The 17570-nt window shown below is 46.3% G+C and carries 13 protein-coding genes; 2 read left to right on the forward strand and 11 right to left on the reverse strand.

The genetic code is table 11. The features are described from left to right. Nucleotides 1–125 precede the first annotated feature (125 nt). The 3 genes from QUF61_RS08480 to QUF61_RS08490 all read right to left on the reverse strand — a co-directional run bounded on the left by QUF61_RS08480 (nt 126) and on the right by QUF61_RS08490 (nt 8026). On the reverse strand, nt 126–608 hold the full coding sequence (locus QUF61_RS08480; RefSeq protein ID WP_103920795.1) for a P-loop NTPase fold protein: 483 nt from the start codon (nt 606–608) through the stop codon (nt 126–128). A 12-nt stretch (nt 609–620) separates the two neighbouring features. After that, nucleotides 621–6695: a hypothetical protein gene (locus QUF61_RS08485; RefSeq protein WP_289681320.1), complete on the reverse strand. Its 6075-nt coding sequence runs from the start codon at nt 6693–6695 to the stop codon at nt 621–623. 662 nt (nt 6696–7357) lie between these two features. Further along, complete coding sequence (locus QUF61_RS08490; RefSeq protein WP_289681321.1) at nt 7358–8026, reverse strand: PspA/IM30 family protein; 669 nt, start codon at nt 8024–8026, stop codon at nt 7358–7360. A 369-nt stretch (nt 8027–8395) separates the two neighbouring features. Between QUF61_RS08490 and QUF61_RS08495 the strand changes: the two genes are divergently transcribed. Further along, nucleotides 8396–8974: a cytochrome c gene (locus QUF61_RS08495; protein ID WP_103920798.1), complete on the forward strand. Its 579-nt coding sequence runs from the start codon at nt 8396–8398 to the stop codon at nt 8972–8974. 88 nt (nt 8975–9062) lie between these two features. Further along, complete coding sequence (locus QUF61_RS08500) at nt 9063–10199, forward strand: hypothetical protein (RefSeq protein ID WP_289681322.1); 1137 nt, start codon at nt 9063–9065, stop codon at nt 10197–10199. 233 nt (nt 10200–10432) lie between these two features. On the opposite strand, the gene QUF61_RS08505 is transcribed toward QUF61_RS08500, so the two are convergent. The 8 genes from QUF61_RS08505 to QUF61_RS08540 form a co-directional block, all read right to left on the reverse strand. Further along, a complete protein-coding gene (locus QUF61_RS08505) occupies nt 10433–10933 on the reverse strand; it encodes a hypothetical protein (RefSeq protein ID WP_289681323.1) in 501 nt (166 codons plus the stop codon). A 45-nt stretch (nt 10934–10978) separates the two neighbouring features. After that, nucleotides 10979–11164: a wHTH domain-containing protein gene (locus QUF61_RS08510; protein WP_289681324.1), complete on the reverse strand. Its 186-nt coding sequence runs from the start codon at nt 11162–11164 to the stop codon at nt 10979–10981. 194 nt (nt 11165–11358) lie between these two features. Beyond that, nucleotides 11359–11715, reverse strand: coding sequence for a hypothetical protein (locus QUF61_RS08515; protein ID WP_289681325.1), 357 nt, complete (start codon nt 11713–11715; stop codon nt 11359–11361). 11 nt (nt 11716–11726) lie between these two features. Next, a complete protein-coding gene (locus QUF61_RS08520) occupies nt 11727–12464 on the reverse strand; it encodes a hypothetical protein (RefSeq protein WP_289681326.1) in 738 nt (245 codons plus the stop codon). A 150-nt stretch (nt 12465–12614) separates the two neighbouring features. Continuing rightward, nucleotides 12615–13028, reverse strand: coding sequence for an alternative ribosome rescue aminoacyl-tRNA hydrolase ArfB (gene arfB, locus QUF61_RS08525; protein WP_289681327.1), 414 nt, complete (start codon nt 13026–13028; stop codon nt 12615–12617). Between the two features lie 14 nt (nt 13029–13042). Continuing rightward, nucleotides 13043–13987 (reverse strand): AAA family ATPase, encoded by a 945-nt coding sequence (locus QUF61_RS08530; RefSeq protein ID WP_103920805.1) that lies wholly within the window; start codon nt 13985–13987, stop codon nt 13043–13045. A gap of 23 nt (nt 13988–14010) precedes the next feature. Next, on the reverse strand, nt 14011–16272 hold the full coding sequence (locus QUF61_RS08535; protein ID WP_289681328.1) for a diguanylate cyclase domain-containing protein: 2262 nt from the start codon (nt 16270–16272) through the stop codon (nt 14011–14013). A gap of 267 nt (nt 16273–16539) precedes the next feature. Then, complete coding sequence (locus tag QUF61_RS08540) at nt 16540–17565, reverse strand: GDP-D-glucose phosphorylase 1 family protein (RefSeq protein ID WP_289681329.1); 1026 nt, start codon at nt 17563–17565, stop codon at nt 16540–16542. Between the last annotated feature and the right edge of the window lie 5 nt (nt 17566–17570).

Raw genomic sequence — 17570 nt, forward strand, 5'->3', positions numbered from 1 at the left:
GTGAAACCGCTTAGCGCCGATGATAGTGTGGGGGCTCCCATGTGAAAGTAGGTCATTGCCAGGGATTAATTCAGAGGAAAAAGCCTCTTCAAGGTAGAACTTGAAGGGGCTTTTTTTTGCCTTTTTTAAAGGACTCTAAATCCTGGCTTGGAATGCATGGCTTCTTTTTTGGTCTGGTGCGTGAATGTATAATGCTGGCGCACCTGCTCGCGGATTTCGTGCAGCAGGGGGATGATGGGATTGTCTTCATTCTGGTATTGCCAGGGGTTAAACCAGACGGTTTTGGTGTTTTTGAGTTGTTGTTTTAATACTTCATCTTGAACGATCCATTTTCCTTTCTCATCCAGGACTTTTAAATCATCCGGCAACTGCCCGTCACCCCGATCTTCCGGGTTTTCAAACAGCCCTGATAAACTGGCAACGGGAATGCCGTCCATTGCCGTCATCAAAGCGCGCAGCATGGAGGTTTTGTCGGAACCCCAACGACCGTTAATGGACATGGCAAACGGGGTGTCTGCGCCCAGTAATAACTGACGGATGGCCTTGGCAAAATCGGTTCTACCCAGTAAATCAATTTCATCCGTCCAGTGGTCGTTGAGATATTGCATGCCTTATTCCCATTATTCCCATTGTCTTAAATTCGCCTGCATCCGGCTTATTTTTTCCAACACCCATTCCCGTTGCAGGCTGAAGCCTATCATACTGCCGATGATTAAACCGCCTGCTGCCATTAAGATAATCGCCTTGCCCAGGGTTTCTTCGGGATAATGCTGCAATAACTGCCCACAGACATTGAGCAGCAAAAATGCCACGCCGCTGTAGAGAAAAGCGCGTTGTTGCCAGAGTATGCCGATGAGAATGCCACCGAAGCTTAAACCCAGTGTCAGCATAAAAATACCCAACCCCGGTTGCAGGAAGACATCCAGCGTTGCCGCAGCGTATAAGGCGCTGAGCGCGGCAAGGCGCATGTTGTGGGTGGTGCTGGGTTTCAGCTCCAGCCAGTGTAGTTGCAGCATCAGCAGCACGGTAATTGCAGCCGGTACGATATACAGTTGCAGCAATTGGGTTTTATCCACCCAGGCTGGTATCCATAAATATAAACCTAGATTCAGTGCCAGCAGCCCCAGATACAAGGGCAGGGAATGGCGTTTACCACTGCTACGTGACAGCAGCAAATAGAGCGTGGCGGCACTGATCCAGGCGATACTGGCGTGTTCCGAGGCCAGTTGCAGCGGTGCGCTGAGTATCGCCAGCGCGGGCAGCAGCAGGGCAAAATGTGATACAGCAGCGGGATGTGCTGGTTTTTTTGCCCATAATATCAAGATGGCAGCAAGTATCAGGCAGGCACTGGTGTCGATAACGCCTAAAGGTGCTAAACCCAGCCATTGCAGGCGCAGATACAAGGCTGCAAGCAGTGCCAGCCCCAGCAGACGATAGACACCTTGTTCGGTGCTTAATGGGTATTTGTCCAGCCAATAAAGTACTAATAAGCCTAAAGCGGATAATGCTGCCACCGTGTCGAAAATACCAAACAATACAGACGCTGGATAGCTGCCTGCAAGTGCCTGATAATACCACCAGAAATGCAGCAGCCACTCCAATACCAGTAAGCCCAGCACCCAGCTTGTGAAAAATCCCGGCAAGTTTTGTTGCAAGGGTTTCAGCCAGCGCAACAGCCATAATAACAAGACCATTTCCAGCGCGAACCAGGGCAGCAGTGCAGTTTCACTGACGCTGAATGGCAGGAATAAAAACCAGATCCAATGCAGGGCGAATAATAATAAACCGACGCTGGTGACAGACCAGCCCCAGCGCAGTACGCTGGCGCTACGGGGTAAAGTCCAGTGTATGACGCTGCTTAAGGCAATCAGTGCCAGCAGGCTGAGCAGGGTTTCCCACAGCGGGCGTTCCACAACCACCCAGCCAGCCAGGGCCAGGATAAATCCCATATAGAGATTAAATAATGCGGTTTTGTTGAGCCATTGCCAGGATTCATGGGAGAAAAGGCTGGCACTTTTGATCGCCCCCCTCCTAGCCTCCCCCTGTGGGGGGGAGGGATTGTTAGTAGCGTTATCAGATAGTTGCATTCCAATTGCAAAATGATAAAACAGCAGCCACAACAACCCCGCCCAGCCTATCAGCAGCAGCGATAAGCCCAATAAGGGAGCCAGCGCCAGCAGTAACAGCGTCAATACCGTTAAATGGATTAATTGCGCATTCAGCCAGTTGGGACGCTGCCATAACCAGTGCAGGAATGAAAATAACAGTAATAGAGTAAAGCCAGTCACCAGAAATGAAGGTGTTGGCAACAAAGGGGTATAAGGCTCGACCGACCACATGCCTTCATAGGTCAGATCCGCCAGTTTAATCAGCAGCGGGATAAACACCATCAGCCAGCAAGCGCTGAGCAGAGTTGCAGCCAGTCGGCGCAGCAGTTTTTGCTGGCTGCGCAGCCATGCGGGGATGTGGTCTGTCTGCCGGTAGCCCAGATATAACAAGGTATTGAGCCAGAGTATCGCGCCTATGATAAGGGCTTTGGGCAGGCTGCCCTGTATCGGGAAAATATGTAATAAAACACTCAAGCCCAGCAGTGTTATCAATACCGCAGTCCAGTTATTGAGGCCGGGAAAACGTGTGCGCGGGCTTGTTAACATGAACAGGGAATAAAGCGTTAGCCCGGCAAACAGCAGCAGTTGCGTATCCTGCAATATGGCTAACAGCGCCAGCAAGGGCGTTAAGCTGGCCTCCAGCATGGGCGGCGTATTGTCCGGCAGCGGCAGGACTGGCAGTACAGTTTCCCACCACTGCCCGATAAACGCACCCAGTACAAACAGAAAACCCAGTTGTACGCTGAGCAGTGGATTAATCGCTAGACTGGGATAAGCACTGTTCCAGTGGGGTAGTACAAAATGTTGGTTGGCCCAGAGTATAAACCCCCAAACCATAAAGACTTCCAGATGAAACAAAGGATAAGAGTTCAGCGCCAGCAGCAGGGCAAGACTCAAAAATAGCGGCATCCACAAGCCACGCAGATGACTGGCAAGTTTATTTTTTTGCGGTGCCAGCAGGGGTAGCAAGGTGATTGCAGCCAGCGCCAGGGTGGCGCTCATCCAGGGCAAGACCACGGCTTTGAATTGAAAACCTGAGAATACCGGTTGCCATAGCAGCAGACCAAAACTCAGAATATAGAGCAGCCAAGCCATATCATGCAGTGGTGCAATGTAGGCATTATCCTGCTGCCAGCGGCGCAGCAACAGCGATATGACAATGAGTGAAAAACTCAGTAGCATCCAGAAAAATGCGGCTTCCGCGAATAACCAGTGATGACTGCTGAGCAGGCCGGGCATAAACAGGTTAAAGCATAAAACGCTGATACCTGTGACCACCAGATAAGCATGAGTGGATAATTGATAACGCTGCCCCGTTACGGCGAAAAACAGGATATTCAACACTAACAGGATATTGCTGATACCTAATTCAGGGAAGGCAAAACTGCTGAGCAGGGCAAATAATAATAACAGCGCAACACTCCAGTGCAGATATAGCTCGGTGGCAAACGCACCGCCACTGACTTTGCTATCCAGCCGGTCATAACCGCCGCGCCAGCCCAAAGTATTCCACAGCCAGGTGCCTTGATGCGCAAGTACAGTACCAACCAGCCACAGGGCAATACTGATAACAGCCAGACGCAGCAGGGAAATATCCAATAAGGGGGCGCTGAGGCTGCATAATAAAACCACAGCAAACAGCGTTGCCAGCGGAATAAGTGGGGATAAATAACGACTGCGCCCGGCTTGTATCAGCGTCACCAGCATGGCTAAGGCCAAAACAGGGAACCACTGCGCGGGCAGTGAGAGTATGAGCCATAACTCAGCCGGGGTGGTAAAAGCATTGCCCGCAAAAAATAAGCTGCCGATTAATTTAGCCGTGCCGAACAGCCATAACAGCACAAAAGACCATTGCAGGACGGGCAGTACCATTTCAGTTTTGCTGCTGTAATCACTGGCGCGCAGTGGCAGCAGCCACAACAGGGATAAGCGCCAGTTTTCCGTATCTTTATTGTCCAGATCCACTGCCATAATCTGGCTTTCCTGGCGGCGTTCCAGCCACCACAGCAGCATAAACAGTAATATTGCCAGGATAAAACCGGATTGCCCGGTGGTGACGATGTTATAAAACTGAATAAACAACACTGCGCTGACAGCCCATGCCAATAATGCGCTCACCAGCAGAAAACGACTGCGGAAACTCAAACTTAACAACAGCAACAGTGCGCCACCGGACATCAACAAATTGGCAGTAAAGCCTCCGTCCAGATGATAAAAAGCTAATAAAGTGGCAGCGGAGAGACTCAGCAGGCTGGTATTTACCAGCACTTCGCTGTGGCAGATGGTTTGCGCCAGATCGCGTATTTTGATGGCCCACAGTACCCACAGCGTGGACAATAACAGCAAAGCCGCGCTGAATTGCTGACTCCATAAGGCTGTCCACACCGGGGTATAAGCCAGGGTTAGCACCATAAAGACCAGCGGTAGATAACATTTCCAGCGCCATGCCGCACTTGTTTTTTGCAGGGTACTCAGCGAAGTCAGCGGAATGCGCAGCACCAGCATTAAAGCCAGCACCGCGCTGAGCGGTGTCAACATGGAACTCCAGCCGGGGCTGGCCTGCCACAAACTCCATAACACCAACATCGGAATCAAACCCAGTAAAAAATGCTGAATCTGGCGCGCCACGCTTTCAGCCTGACGCTTCAGTGCCACCCGGTATAAGCCCAATATGGTGGCAAGCCCCGGCAGGCTGAGTAAAAAATGGGTGTCGGCGGGGGTAAAACGCAATACCCAGATGGCGTATAAAGCACTGAAACTGGTCAGCAACAACGCCAGTGGCGGCAGGCTGAGACTGTGCCAGAGCAAGGTCGCGTAAAACAGACACGCCAGCAATAACACCAGGCTTAACGGCAGCAAAGCGCTGGCTATCTGCGCATCGGGTAACAACGCCAGCAACAAAGCCACCACCGGCAGGGCGTACAACACAAAATTCAGGCTGTTGAGCCAGATTTTTTTATCAATATGGGCTTTGATTTGTAAATCGGCATACAGCAACAGGGCGCATAAGGCCATTAAAAACGGCCCAAAATAACCATTGGGCAGGTTTTGCGTGGCACTCCAGGTCAAATGCACGAAGCTGATAACACTGCTGTACACCAGCGTGCCGACCACATACCAGGCCAGTTGTTTTTTCTCTTCATACAAGGCGTATAGCCAGCCCGTGCTGAAAGACCACAAGGCATAGGCCAGCACTGCCAGCAACACCACATGCGCCGCCATCAGGCTGCTCCAATGCGGCAGCAGTAATAACACAGGCAAGCCAAACTGTAAGGTGGAGAGCAGAATAAACAGCGGCGCATGGGTTCGATTCAAACTGCGCTGCATTAAACCAGAAGCCAGACGCGCGGCAAAACCCAAACTGAACAGCGTCAGCGCCGATAAAACCAGTGCCAGCGTACCTTGCATAAAACCATCAGCCAGCAATATCAGGCGGGTGGCGGTGGCGAAGTTCAGCGGAATCAGCAATATGCCTAAAATTAACAGCGTCTGGCTGGTCTGATATTTTTTGGGGTAATGGCGCTGAATCTGATAGCCGCCCCAGAACATCAGCGCCGTGTAAAACAGCAAAACGCCCAGCACCGCCAGGGCTTTGTTATAACCGCTGGTGTAAGTTACCAGGAAAATGGAGCCGGAAACCAGGCAAAAACCACCAATAAACCAGCCAATGTTTTGCCATAAGAAGGGGAGCAGAATGTTGAGCAGCCAGCGTTGGCTTTGGTTTTGTAGCTGCTGCCAGCGGCTGGGCTGCTTAACTTCATTCCCATACGCTGGTGTGGGAATATTATGTGCCTGTGTAGGAACGTCATGCGCAGGCGTATGCGCTTTGTGTACTTGATGAATCTGGGTGGAAACCTCAGGTTTTTTCTGCTTAACTGTGTGTTGATGCGCGGGTACGGAAGGAATCGGGGTGTCACTGGCATAAGGTGAATAAGCCGGTTTTTCTGCTTTGTGTTTGCTTGATACGACTGCGCTGGGTGTGGCTATTTCCGGTAATTCAAAAGCAGCGTCGTCAATTTCCAGACTGTGTGTTTTATCTGCTGTTTTTTCAGGAATACTGGTCGGTTTCTCATTCCCACGCGCTGGCGTGGGAATGCTGGGTTTATGCGCTTGTTGTTTGGCCTCTTGTTTTAAGTGTGCTTCTAATAATAGCCAGGCTGCGGCAATCTCTCTTTCACGTTGCGCCGAAGTTCCCGGCATCGCACTGACAGCCTCATCCAGTAAAGGATTTAAGGCATTACTTAAAGTTTGGTATTCCTTGTCATCAATATCACCTTGTTGATATTGTTTGCTTAAGGTCTGGCGTAATAACAACAAGGGGCGCAGGTGCGAAGACAGGTTTGAGGGTAATGAAGTTTTGTTCAGGCGTTTTACCAGCGTAACAATCAGGGTTAATGGCACCAGAAATAAACCCATAACAGCACAAAATTCTATGAAATCATTGCTATCAGTGAATATGGCCAACGCGCCACAGATAACCCACAGAATATTAAGCCAGCGTAGTGTTTTCGGTGTCTGAATCAAGGTCAGGATATAAGCAATAAACAGAAAAATTCCGCTGATAATGGTGGCGATGATGATGTCCATATTAAAAAACCTCTGATAAGACCTTCCAGGTTCGTTAAACCTGGAAGGTCTTGGGTTTATTTAAGGGATAACACCACTTCAAGGGGGTATCCCTACGTGAGATTGGGGGGCTGTCGGGGAATTCAGTTTTTCAGAAGATTAAATTCTCCCCTCATTCCCAAGTTTTACTTGGGAATGCTTACCTTGCAGGCTCTGCTTGGCAAATACTGGAAGCGGCGCTTCCAGGGCATGTATTCCCAACGCAGATGTTGGGAACAAGGTATAAAAATCCAGTACGTACAAGCTAAAACCTGGCATGAGATGGAGGCAGTTTTCAGCGCCATAAGCGCTGAATGACGCTAAACCAAACTTAGGAGTGAGAATTTTATAACTTCAGCAACTTGGCTGGTCTTTTTCTCCATTTTCTACGTTATGCCTGTTTGGACTTAGGCAGTTACATAGCTTGCTATGCGCCTGTTTTCACGCCTTGAAAATGAATAAAAATCCTGCACCCAGTTTCTGCATTTATTTCATCCTCACTCCTTAGCTCATTCAATCTGAGTTCGATCTAAGTTTTTTCTCCAAAATACCTAAAATCCAGCACACACTATCAAGAATTCAGCATGAGATTTAGGCGACTTTTATCGCTATAAGCGATGAATGAAGCCTAAATCGAACTCAGTTTACTTGTCCAAATCCTTTTTCATCGCTGCCAGTTCTGCTTCGATATCCTGGTCGATTTCCATTTCCAGAAATTCCTTTTCCAGGGGGGTGTTGTCATCTTCCAGTTCATCAATGGCTTCACTGCGTGCTTCCATTTCTGACACCTTATCTTCCATGCGATCAAACTTATGCTGAGCATCCAGACCATTTTGAAATGTGTCCATGGTCTGGCTCATCTGTGTCCGTGCCTGAGCTGCGCGTTGTCGTGCCTGTAAGGTGGTGCGTTTGCGTTTGGCTTCATCCAGACGCTGTTCCAAAGCCTTTAACTGTTTTTTCAGGCGTTGACTGGTTTGTGCCGCAGATTCCCAGGAAGGTTCCAGATTTTCAATAATGCGATCAATTTCTTTTTTCTGTGCCAGCGCCGAACGTGCTAATTCTTCCTTATCATTCGCCAGTGCCTGACGCGCCTTATCATGCCAACTGTCCGCCTGTTTACGATGGCGTTCCAGTTCTTTTTCCAATTGCTTTTCACTGGCAATGGCATCGATCACGCCTTCTTTGGCCTGGGCGATGTTGTCCTCCATTTCACGGATAATTTGTTTGATCATGCGTTCAGGATCTTCCACGCGATCCAGCAGATCATTGATGCTGGCATTAATAATGTCGTTCATACGTTGAAAAATGCTCATGACGGTGTCTCCTCTTTTTATATGACAGTCAAGTTTAATGTAGTCTGTTTTGCAATTAAAAGCCAATCTAAATAAACACTGTTCATTTACAGTTTTACAGGTGATTGCCTTTTAGTCAAGAAAATAAATGTTATTATTATGAATTCAGTTACTTGCCAGATGTTTTTTTAACATCTTTTTACATTTTGTTACAAACTGTAACCGCATACTTATCAAATTGTGCGTATGTTTATCAAGTTTCACAAGCCCAGCTTGCCTGAAATTTTATGGCCTGTAAGCCGGATATTTAATAAAATATTCTTCATAAAACAAGCCTTTAGAGAACCCTTATATAGGAGTGGAAGCGTGCTACCTCAATGCAAAAACTTTATGAAATTTATTACCATCACAATGGCGTTGTTTTTTGGCAGTTTTATTTTTATGGCAAATAGCCATGCCGAACCCAGCATGGATAACCTGAAAGCCATACTGCAAAAACAAATGGATATGATGAAACCTGAATTGAAAAAGAAAGTGCAGGGCTTATCCACGGATACCAAAATGGCGATCATGGCAATCCTGGCAATGCATAACCGCTACAGTGATAAAGCCACTTTACGTCAGGTGATGCTGGAAGTCTTACAGGATTATCAGGGTATTGTGATGGGCATCATGACCAACAGCTCGGAAATGGTTGCCGACAGTGCCAGACGCCTTGCCAATCACCGTATTCCCGTCGGTGGCCTGCTGCCCTATATGGGAATGGAAAATATTACAGATGAACGCCTGGCGTTACTTGAAGGCTTTAACGATACCGTAGAAGGTAATGCCATTAAACTGGCAAAAGCGGCAGATGGCGATGATATGGCGCAGGCTGCCGCGCTGTTGGCTCCTATTACTTCAGGCTGTGTGGCATGTCATGATGTTTTTCGCGGCAAGCAGTTAGGCGCTTCTGATCTATTAAAATAAAAAAATACGAATTGATCAAGTTGTTCATTTATTGCGATTTCAATAAATAAACAACCCAGATCAACTATCACACCCCAGGGAGAATGTTATGAAATTGGGTATAACCCTATTAACAACAACACTACTATCCAGTGCAATGCCGACGTTTGCTGTTGCGCAGGATGATGATACTTATGAGCAGCGACGTGAATTATCCAATCGGATAAAAAAAATGCGCAAAGTGAGGAAACAAGTCCCTATTCCCGTGCCTTCAGGGCTATTTGGCATTTATGCTTTTCCGGAAAAAGGCCAGGGTGTTGCCGGTATTAACTATCAGCATTATGAATTCAAGGGCTTATTACAAGGGCGTGATGCTGTTTCAGCAGCAACTGTGGTGACCAGCGCCCCTAATCGTTTTTTTGGCAATCCAGGGCAACCCCCGACTTTGCGCGTTGTTCCTAAAAAAGCAAAAGCCGATGTCATATTCCCTTATGCAAATTTCTCTATCAATGACAAGATAGCACTGGTTGCGCTGGCACCATTGGTCAGTAAAAAAACCACCATGGAAACCTTTGCCGGTGGCATGGGCAGCAACAGTTTAGGCACCAAAACGGTGAGTTCAAAAGGGCTGGGGGACATTAAGTTTGGTTCAATATTTCGAGCCTATAATAGCAAAGGCAATAAACACAATGTCATCATTGATACGGTATTAAGCGCACCCACCGGCAGTATTAAAGAAGAGGATGTACAATTAACACCTGCAAATACCCGGAAAAAAGCCCGTTTGGCTTATGGTATGCAGCTTGGCTCCGGCACTTGGGACGCGCTGCTTGGCGTGGCTTATTGGGGTAAACAAAAGCAATGGGGCTGGGGTGCGCAATATCTCGCGACACTACCACTGGAAAGTAAAAACAGTCAGGGCTGGCGTTATGGCAATAAACATGAAGTAACGGCATGGCTGACTTATGAATGGCAACCCAGGCTTGCTGGTTCCGTGCGCCTGCGCGGAGAAACCCAGGATACGATTCAGGGTATAGATCCCAAGATATACGGCCCCGGCTTAGGTGCAAACCCGGAAAATTATGGTGGTGAGAAAGTTGAGCTGTCTATTGGTATCAACTGGATGGTGGCAACCGCCAACAATATCAGTTTAGAATTTTCCAAACCTATTTATCAAGATCGTAATGGCGTGCAGGCAGATCATGATTACAGCTTGTTCTTTAGCTGGCGTTCAGGGTTCTTTTAAGCCTCTAAATATCGTTTCAATGTTCCGGGGAAGCCTTGTCAGGCATCCCCGGAACAGGCATAGCCGACGGCATTATTCGGGCATGTGCCATCACCATAAAATGATCGGATAAGTTTGAGTGTATGATTTTTGAGTTGCTTATGTGTATCGCACCTTTTTCCTGTGGTTTTTATGGCTTTTTTGTTCATGCTTGTACTGCGTTCAGTTTGGCAGGCCAAATGGCGGATGGTGTTTTACTTATCCGCCTTACCCACCCATTCCGTTGATGGTGGCGGCTTCCTGGCCGGTGGTTCCTGGTCTTTATGAAACCAACCCCCCATTGACATTTGCAGTTCCTGGTAACTCTTGAAGTCACTGGCTTTTTCTCTCAATTCTGCTGGAGGTTTGGGCTGCTGCGTACTCTCCCGCCACGTTTTTTTCTCAAGCGTTGCGAAAATCAGGTAATCGTTGCCGATAATCTCCGGTTTGCCCTCACGGAAAGTTTCCGCCAGCAGGCGTTCAATATCAAACCTGTGACCAATCAGCAGATTGCAGCGTTTGCAGTAGCGATTGGTGTAATTAATCGCAATCAGGGTGTCAGGGTCGATATGGATCAGCAGTGGCAGCTTGCGCTGCCCGGTTTTTGCGCCACAGTTTGGGCAAGTGCTGCAACGCGTGTCGGGAAAAGGGTTTAATACGAAATGATATTGCGGCGGCAAAGCACCGAAACGGTTTTTGGATTGTTGTTTTGGCATATTATGCTTCCTTTAATGAAAATGCTTGAATTCAATAATAGGCTGTCATGCCTGTTGCTCCTGATTGCGCCAGCTCAAGCGCAAGGGTAATTCTTCTGCCAGTGCTTCGTATTCGTGCTGCACGGCTTCTTCGCTGAGTTCAAGTTCTTTGGCTGCTTGCTGCACCCATTCCTGGGTGATTTCAGCACGACTGTCCAGCCAGGGAGCAACTTTATCTAAATCTCTGGACAACAAAACTTGCCAGGTTTCATTCTGATGGTGTTTTGCCCACGGCCCCATTGCTGCTTGGCGTACAGATTTTACCTCATCATCTGGAAATTGCAGAATCGGATAAAAAAGCTGAAATCTAAGGTCTTTTCAAGGGATAACAGCCCTTGAAGGGGTGTTATCCAAGCGATAGCATATTTCCTGAAATAGAGAGAAACTCAGGAAGAATGGATTTTTTCCAGGAGTCTATGTACAGAGCGCAACATGGCTTGTGCATCATTTTTCTCAAGACTCTCGGTCAACTTATAATCAGCTATTGTTCGTTTTACTTTCAGATTATCTAGCATATAGCCAATAGCCTTGTTACCATCATGCATATATTCATCAATCAATTTTTGGTGAATACCGCCACGTCCGCCTACCCACGCATTGGTATCTGTTATTCCACGATCATTCAGGCATGAGTGATATGCACAATAGTAGCTTCTGCTTATACTTGCTCGCAACTCAGCTTCATCGCTGCTCTGACTTAACTTTTCAGCGACTTTTAGTATCTCAACAGGTGTGCAGGGCATAATAAAATAATTTAACTTTGTGATTTAAGAATAGGCACAATTTTTTTCAAGATAGCTGGAGATGTATTTGATTCAGCTAATTTGTCAACGATAGACCACTCAATATTTGATATGTTTTCAGCACTGGTATTCACATAAAATATAATTATTAATGCGTCATCTGCTTCCATGAACTCCATTTTATTGGGCATTACTCCTGCTTTATGCATAGAGGATAATGCGAATAAATATATTTCATGCAAGTGACTATAATCAATATTTAATTGTGAGCAAAGCGCAACAAGATAGTTAAGCTGCGCTTCAAGAGGAATTTTAATATTGAGTTTTTTTAACTTACGCTGATAACTCAGGGCATCGTCAATAAGTCCATACCTGGCAAATATCGTTATAGCAGAACTTATCAAGTCATGATTATCATCAGATATATACTTCTTGAGTAAGTCACAAATATCCTCAAACTTTCCAAGATACTCCAAAGAGCCGATATAATTTTTTAAGACTAAATTAAATTGATTGGTTGACAGTGCTAATGCATTTTCAAAAGCATAAATAGACTCTTCACTATAATCAGATAAAGAATGAATCATGCCTAAGAGCATCCACCCTTCAGCAGGACTCACTTTTTTAAGCTTATCAGCATCACGAAGAAGTGACTTTAGCTCAAACTCACTAGGCAAATTATCCAGATTGTAGCTAGAGATCTTTTCTATGAGGTTATTCGTAATTGTTTGTGGAGATGATTTATTCATGGCAAGCGCGGCCTTAACCCGTTCTGCAAGGCAAATGATTGTATCATAGTCTAATAGGGTTTATCTGCCACTCCGTTTCTGCCACAGTCTATTTCAACAGTCTGGATGTTATTCCTATGGGAGAGTGAATACTTGCCTTAAATCCTTGTTCTAATCCAAAACCTTACCGCGTAACGCTTTCACTTTACCCCGCCGGGTTTTGCCTTCCAGACGGCGCTTCTGTGCGCCTTTACTGGGTTTGCTGGGGCGTCTGGCTTTGGGTATGGTGATGGCGTCTTTGATTAAGGTTGCCAAGCGTGCCAGTGCGTCTTCTCTGTTTTTTTCCTGGGTGCGGTATTGCTGCGCTTTAATCACAATCACACCGGCTTTGCTGATACGGTGATCGTTCAGATTTAATAAACGCTGTTGATAAAATTCCGGTAGTGAGGATGCCTTGATATCAAAACGTAAATGTATTGCCGAAGAGACTTTATTGACGTTTTGCCCGCCAGCGCCCTGAGCGCGTATTGCGGAAAGTTCAATTTCATCGTCCGGGATGGAAACTTGTCGGGAGATTTTCAGCATGAGATTTTTTCTCGTTAAACCGGCACCGCAACTTGCTGTAATATTTCTTGCACAATATCTTCTGCATTCCGCCCGGAAAAACGTGCCTGTGAGTCTATTTTCAGGCGATGGGCAATCACTGGTGTGGCGATTTCCTGAATCTGATCCGGGGTCACGTATTCCAGACCATCAAATAAGGCTAAGGCTTGCGCAAGTTTCATAATCGCCAGTGCAGCGCGGGGGCTGGCACCCAATTCCACACCTGTGGCAATACGGGTGGCGCGAATCAATTCGACAATATAGTGTTTAAGTTCGGTGCTGATACGGATTTGCAATACCTGCTGGCGTAATTGTTGAATTTCCGTGCGGGAAATACAGGCTTGCAGGTTAAATTGATCGGTGACTTGCCCCTGTTGTCGGGACAGAATGTTGACTTCTTCTTCATGGCTGACATAACCGAGACTGAAAGACATGGCAAAACGATCCATTTGCGCTTCGGGCAAGGGATAGGTGCCGTGAAACTCTACCGGGTTTTGCGTGGCAATGACAAAAAAGGTATCGTGCAGCGCGTAGCTTTGCCCGTCAATACTGACCTGGCGCTCAGCCATCGCTTCCAGCAATGCCGATTGTGTGCGTGGAGAGGCACGATTGATTTCATCGGCAAGCAAGATTTCAGTAAAAACCGGCCCCTGATGAAACTTAAAATTTTGTTCGCGTTGGTCAAAAATGGATACCCCAAGAATATCGGAAGGTAATAGATCCGGGGTAAATTGAATCCGGTGAAAACTGGCATCCAGCGATTGTGACAAGGCTTTTGCCAGGGTCGTTTTACCCGTGCCGGGCAGGTCTTCCAGTAAAATATGTCCACCCGTGGCAAAAGCTGCCAGCAGTTTTCGAATTGCATTTTCCTGGCCCTGCATGACTGTGGAAATATGGCTGAGCAGATTTTGATAAAGCTGGGTGACTTCTGTTTGTTTCATATTGTTTATTTTTTTAAGATGTACTAACTTTCTTTTTGATAAAGATAATAACCATTGCGTCCATGCTCTTTAATTTTATACATGGCAATATCAGCATTTTTTAACAGGGTTGTCAGATCTTCACCATCTTTTGGGCAAATCACTATGCCAATCGAACCGGAAATATTCACCTCTCCCTGGTTTAAGGTAAAACTTTGATTCAGACCTTCAAGGATTTTTTTGGCAATTTGTATGGCAATATCAGGCTTTTCAACAATGGGTAGAATCACTGTAAATTCATCACCACCCATACGGGCAACCGTATCATTTTTCCGCACGGCATCAACAATACGGCGTGTGGCTGCCTTTAGCAATTCATCTCCGGCATCATGACCTAAGGTATCATTAACTTCTTTGAAATGATCCAGGTCAATAAACATCAACGCCGCCTGATGCTTGTCCTGACGCACCCGGCTGATGGCCTGCTCCAGTCGGCGATGGAACAGATTGCGGTTGGGCAATTGCGTCAGCGCGTCATAATTTGCCTGCCGCCAGATTTGCTTTTCATATTGTTTACGTTTGGTAATATCACTGAGCAAAGCGACATATTGCGTCACTTCTTCATCACTGTTAAGCACCACGTTAATTGATAACCAACCCGGATAAATCGAACCGTTCGCACGCTGGTTCCAGACTTCTCCTTGCCAGCATTGCTGATTCAGCAGTTTTTCCCATAAACGCGGATAAATACTGGCATCATGTTTTTTAGATGCCATCATACTCAGCGGCTGGCCCAGAGTCTGTTCTTTATTAAATCCGGTCATGCTTTCAAATGCAGGATTGATGGAGGTAAGACAGGCTTCCAGGTCAATGACCATGATTGCTTCCGAGGTATTTTCAAACACTGCCGCCGTAATCAATAAATCATTATACGCATCCATGAGATCGGCTTTGCGCTCATCAGCCACTTTTTTCAGTTGTATATGATAATCCCGGATACGCTTTTTGGTTTCTCCCACGCCTGTGACATCAGTAACCAATACAAAAAAACCAGTGAGCTGATCTTGCTCATCATATTTATAACTCCATTCCATACGCACGGCACAACCAGATTTTCTTCGGCATTTCAAAGTGGTATAAATGGGATCAGGATGCTCTGGTTGTTCAATGCTTAAGACTTTCAGGTATTGTTGCACCCGCCTTTGTTCTTCAGCTTCTTTGATCGCTTCAAAAATAGTAATTTGCTTATAATAACTGCTGTTGGCAAACAGAATCTGACCATTTAAGTCAATATCCTGTAAACCATAGGGGATATTTTCCAATAAGTTACGAAAACGCGATTCATTACGCTGTAATACATCGCGCTCTAAGCGCAGCATCCGCATCCCCTGTTTGGAATTTCGCCATAGTAATAACGTGCCAAGCAGAATAAAAAAACCGGCAATCATCAAACCCCAGCGTACCCTGTCGGTTAGTAGTGGTTGCTTAATGGCGCTGAGTGGCGTGGCTGATAAGGGTGAAACCGGTGCTGCTTGAGGTGTTTGCAACCAGGTTTGCCGGGCTGTTTCATAATGGGAATCCGCTTGAGTTTTCCACGCGGCTAATTGTATATCCAGGTTTTGCAGTAAGGCTTCTGAACGACCTTTCAGTCCCATTAAATATTTGTTGCGAGGCGCAAAAACAATACCCGTGCTATGTAATATCTGTTGATTTTGATAAGTCTGGGCTTCCAGTGTATCCAGCACAATGGCGGCAACAATACCTTGCTCCAAGGCTTTGAGCAATGCCTCATTTGAGGGATACTGTTTGATATTACAGCGTATCTGGAAGCTGTTACATAAATTTTTTAAGTTTGTTGAAGCGTTTGTTTGTTGTACCAGACCAATGCTCCGCTTGTCCAGATCAGGCAGTGAATAAATTTTTCCTGAGCGTGAAATATGGGTGAACACTTCCGCCCAATGTGTGACCAGGCTTTCTTTAGAAAAAACCCATTGTGTCTGGGGATATTGTTCGGGATTAAAGCCAATTAATAAATCAAACTGTCCTGTTTCCAGTTTCTCTAACATGGATGTGGAACGTGTCACGGCAAAATCAATACTGTGATTATGCAGCTTGGCATATTCCCGTAATAGGTCGATATAAAAACCTTGCAGAAAATCTTCTGGCGTACGTTGCACCAGAGGTGGCGACTCCAGTACGCCAAAAGTTAAATGCTTTTGCTCGGCAGAAGAAGCAGATACTTGTGCACCTAAAGAGGCTGAGAAAAAAAGGCTGAATAAAAAAATAAAATACAGGGCTTTAGCCATAAATGATTACCTGTTTTTTGGTTTGCCAAAAATACCCTTAAAGACTAAAAATCTAAAACCATGCAATTCTTGTGACGAGAAGCATCATTTTTATGTTGAACTTAGGAGCGAGAATTTTATAACTTCAGCAACCTGGCTGGTCTTTTTCTCCATTTTCTGCGTTCCGAAAACAGTTACATAGCTTGCTATGCGCCTGTTTTCACACTTTGAAAATGAATAAAAATCCTGCGCCCAGTTTCTGTATTTATTTTATCCTCACTCCTTAGGTTAATTGTACACGTAAATTGAATTCAGGTTTAATTTGTGAAACTCACTGATAATGTCTGCTTCTGTCAAATCCTCAAACTGCTGCTGTGCAAACACTGTCATGCCGCCACACATCTCATACCAGGCAAAGCCACCAGTCCAGGGCGCATGCTGGTAACTGCCCTGGAAGCGGCGGGGCAGGCAATAGAGACGACCGGGGCGATATAGCAAGTTGTAACAGCAGTTTGCCTCATGCAAAGTGTTGATGTAGCGATAGGCTGATTCAAGCTTGTCAAACACCTGGCATTCACTGGGATAAGGTTTGTTGCCACCGTTATGCAACCACTGCTGTGATTCCACCGGCAAGGCCTGCTCACGCAGAAAAGACTGGAAATGTAAATGATTCACTGAGGAATAAGCGCCCAGGGCATTGTAGCCAAAACCCAGACCCGGCAATGGCAACTCAGTACACAACTGCCAGATATAGCGATGCATTTCTGCATTTAAATATTGTGGCCATTGTTTTTTCCGTTCAGGTATCAGTAAACCATGTAAATCAACAAAAGGGAACTTATTATATAAAACATCCAGCTGATGCCCGTTTAATATTCCGTCCCAAATGCTTTCCTTGCGTAAAAACGGTTTATTAAAATGAAACGCATGGTTATCAAATGGCTGAAATAATTGTTTCACCACGGCATGGGCATTTCGTGGCGGGCGCATGGCGCGCAGAGGATTGTATTGTATTTCCCACGGCCCCGGATGGCGAAACTTAACCGTTTCCACTTGCGCCAAGCCCAGTGTTTGTAATTGCTCGAACACGGCAACATCATCAGCGGGCAAATGTGTGTGTGAGGTGGTTGCCAAGGCTTGGCACTGGGTCTCAAAACCACGTTCCAGTGCCGGATACAAGGCTAGAAAATTTTCACGCCTGAAGCTGGCGTTAGCTAATACCAGGATATATGCACCTAAACCGTGTTCCAGCAGCCTGTGCAGGCCGTTGCTGAAAGTGGTATGGAAATTATCCAAGGATAAAAAGGGAGACATTGAGC

Origin of the sequence: Candidatus Venteria ishoeyi (assembly GCF_030378065.1) — a bacterium.
GTDB lineage: Bacteria > Pseudomonadota > Gammaproteobacteria > Beggiatoales > Beggiatoaceae > Venteria > Venteria ishoeyi.

Excerpts from the sequence above, each read along its gene's own strand:
- QUF61_RS08480 (WP_103920795.1), bottom strand. The coding sequence starts at position 608 with ATGCAATATCTCAACGACCACTGGACGGATGAAATTGATTTACTGGGT.
- QUF61_RS08485 (WP_289681320.1), bottom strand. The coding sequence starts at position 6,695 with ATGGACATCATCATCGCCACCATTATCAGCGGAATTTTTCTGTTTATT.
- QUF61_RS08490 (WP_289681321.1), bottom strand. The coding sequence starts at position 8,026 with ATGAGCATTTTTCAACGTATGAACGACATTATTAATGCCAGCATCAAT.
- QUF61_RS08495 (WP_103920798.1), top strand. The coding sequence starts at position 8,396 with ATGAAATTTATTACCATCACAATGGCGTTGTTTTTTGGCAGTTTTATT.
- QUF61_RS08500 (WP_289681322.1), top strand. The coding sequence starts at position 9,063 with ATGAAATTGGGTATAACCCTATTAACAACAACACTACTATCCAGTGCA.
- QUF61_RS08505 (WP_289681323.1), bottom strand. The coding sequence starts at position 10,933 with ATGCCAAAACAACAATCCAAAAACCGTTTCGGTGCTTTGCCGCCGCAA.
- QUF61_RS08515 (WP_289681325.1), bottom strand. The coding sequence starts at position 11,715 with ATGCCCTGCACACCTGTTGAGATACTAAAAGTCGCTGAAAAGTTAAGT.
- QUF61_RS08520 (WP_289681326.1), bottom strand. The coding sequence starts at position 12,464 with ATGAATAAATCATCTCCACAAACAATTACGAATAACCTCATAGAAAAG.
- arfB (WP_289681327.1), bottom strand. The coding sequence starts at position 13,028 with ATGCTGAAAATCTCCCGACAAGTTTCCATCCCGGACGATGAAATTGAA.
- QUF61_RS08530 (WP_103920805.1), bottom strand. The coding sequence starts at position 13,987 with ATGAAACAAACAGAAGTCACCCAGCTTTATCAAAATCTGCTCAGCCAT.
- QUF61_RS08535 (WP_289681328.1), bottom strand. The coding sequence starts at position 16,272 with ATGGCTAAAGCCCTGTATTTTATTTTTTTATTCAGCCTTTTTTTCTCA.
- QUF61_RS08540 (WP_289681329.1), bottom strand. The coding sequence starts at position 17,565 with ATGTCTCCCTTTTTATCCTTGGATAATTTCCATACCACTTTCAGCAAC.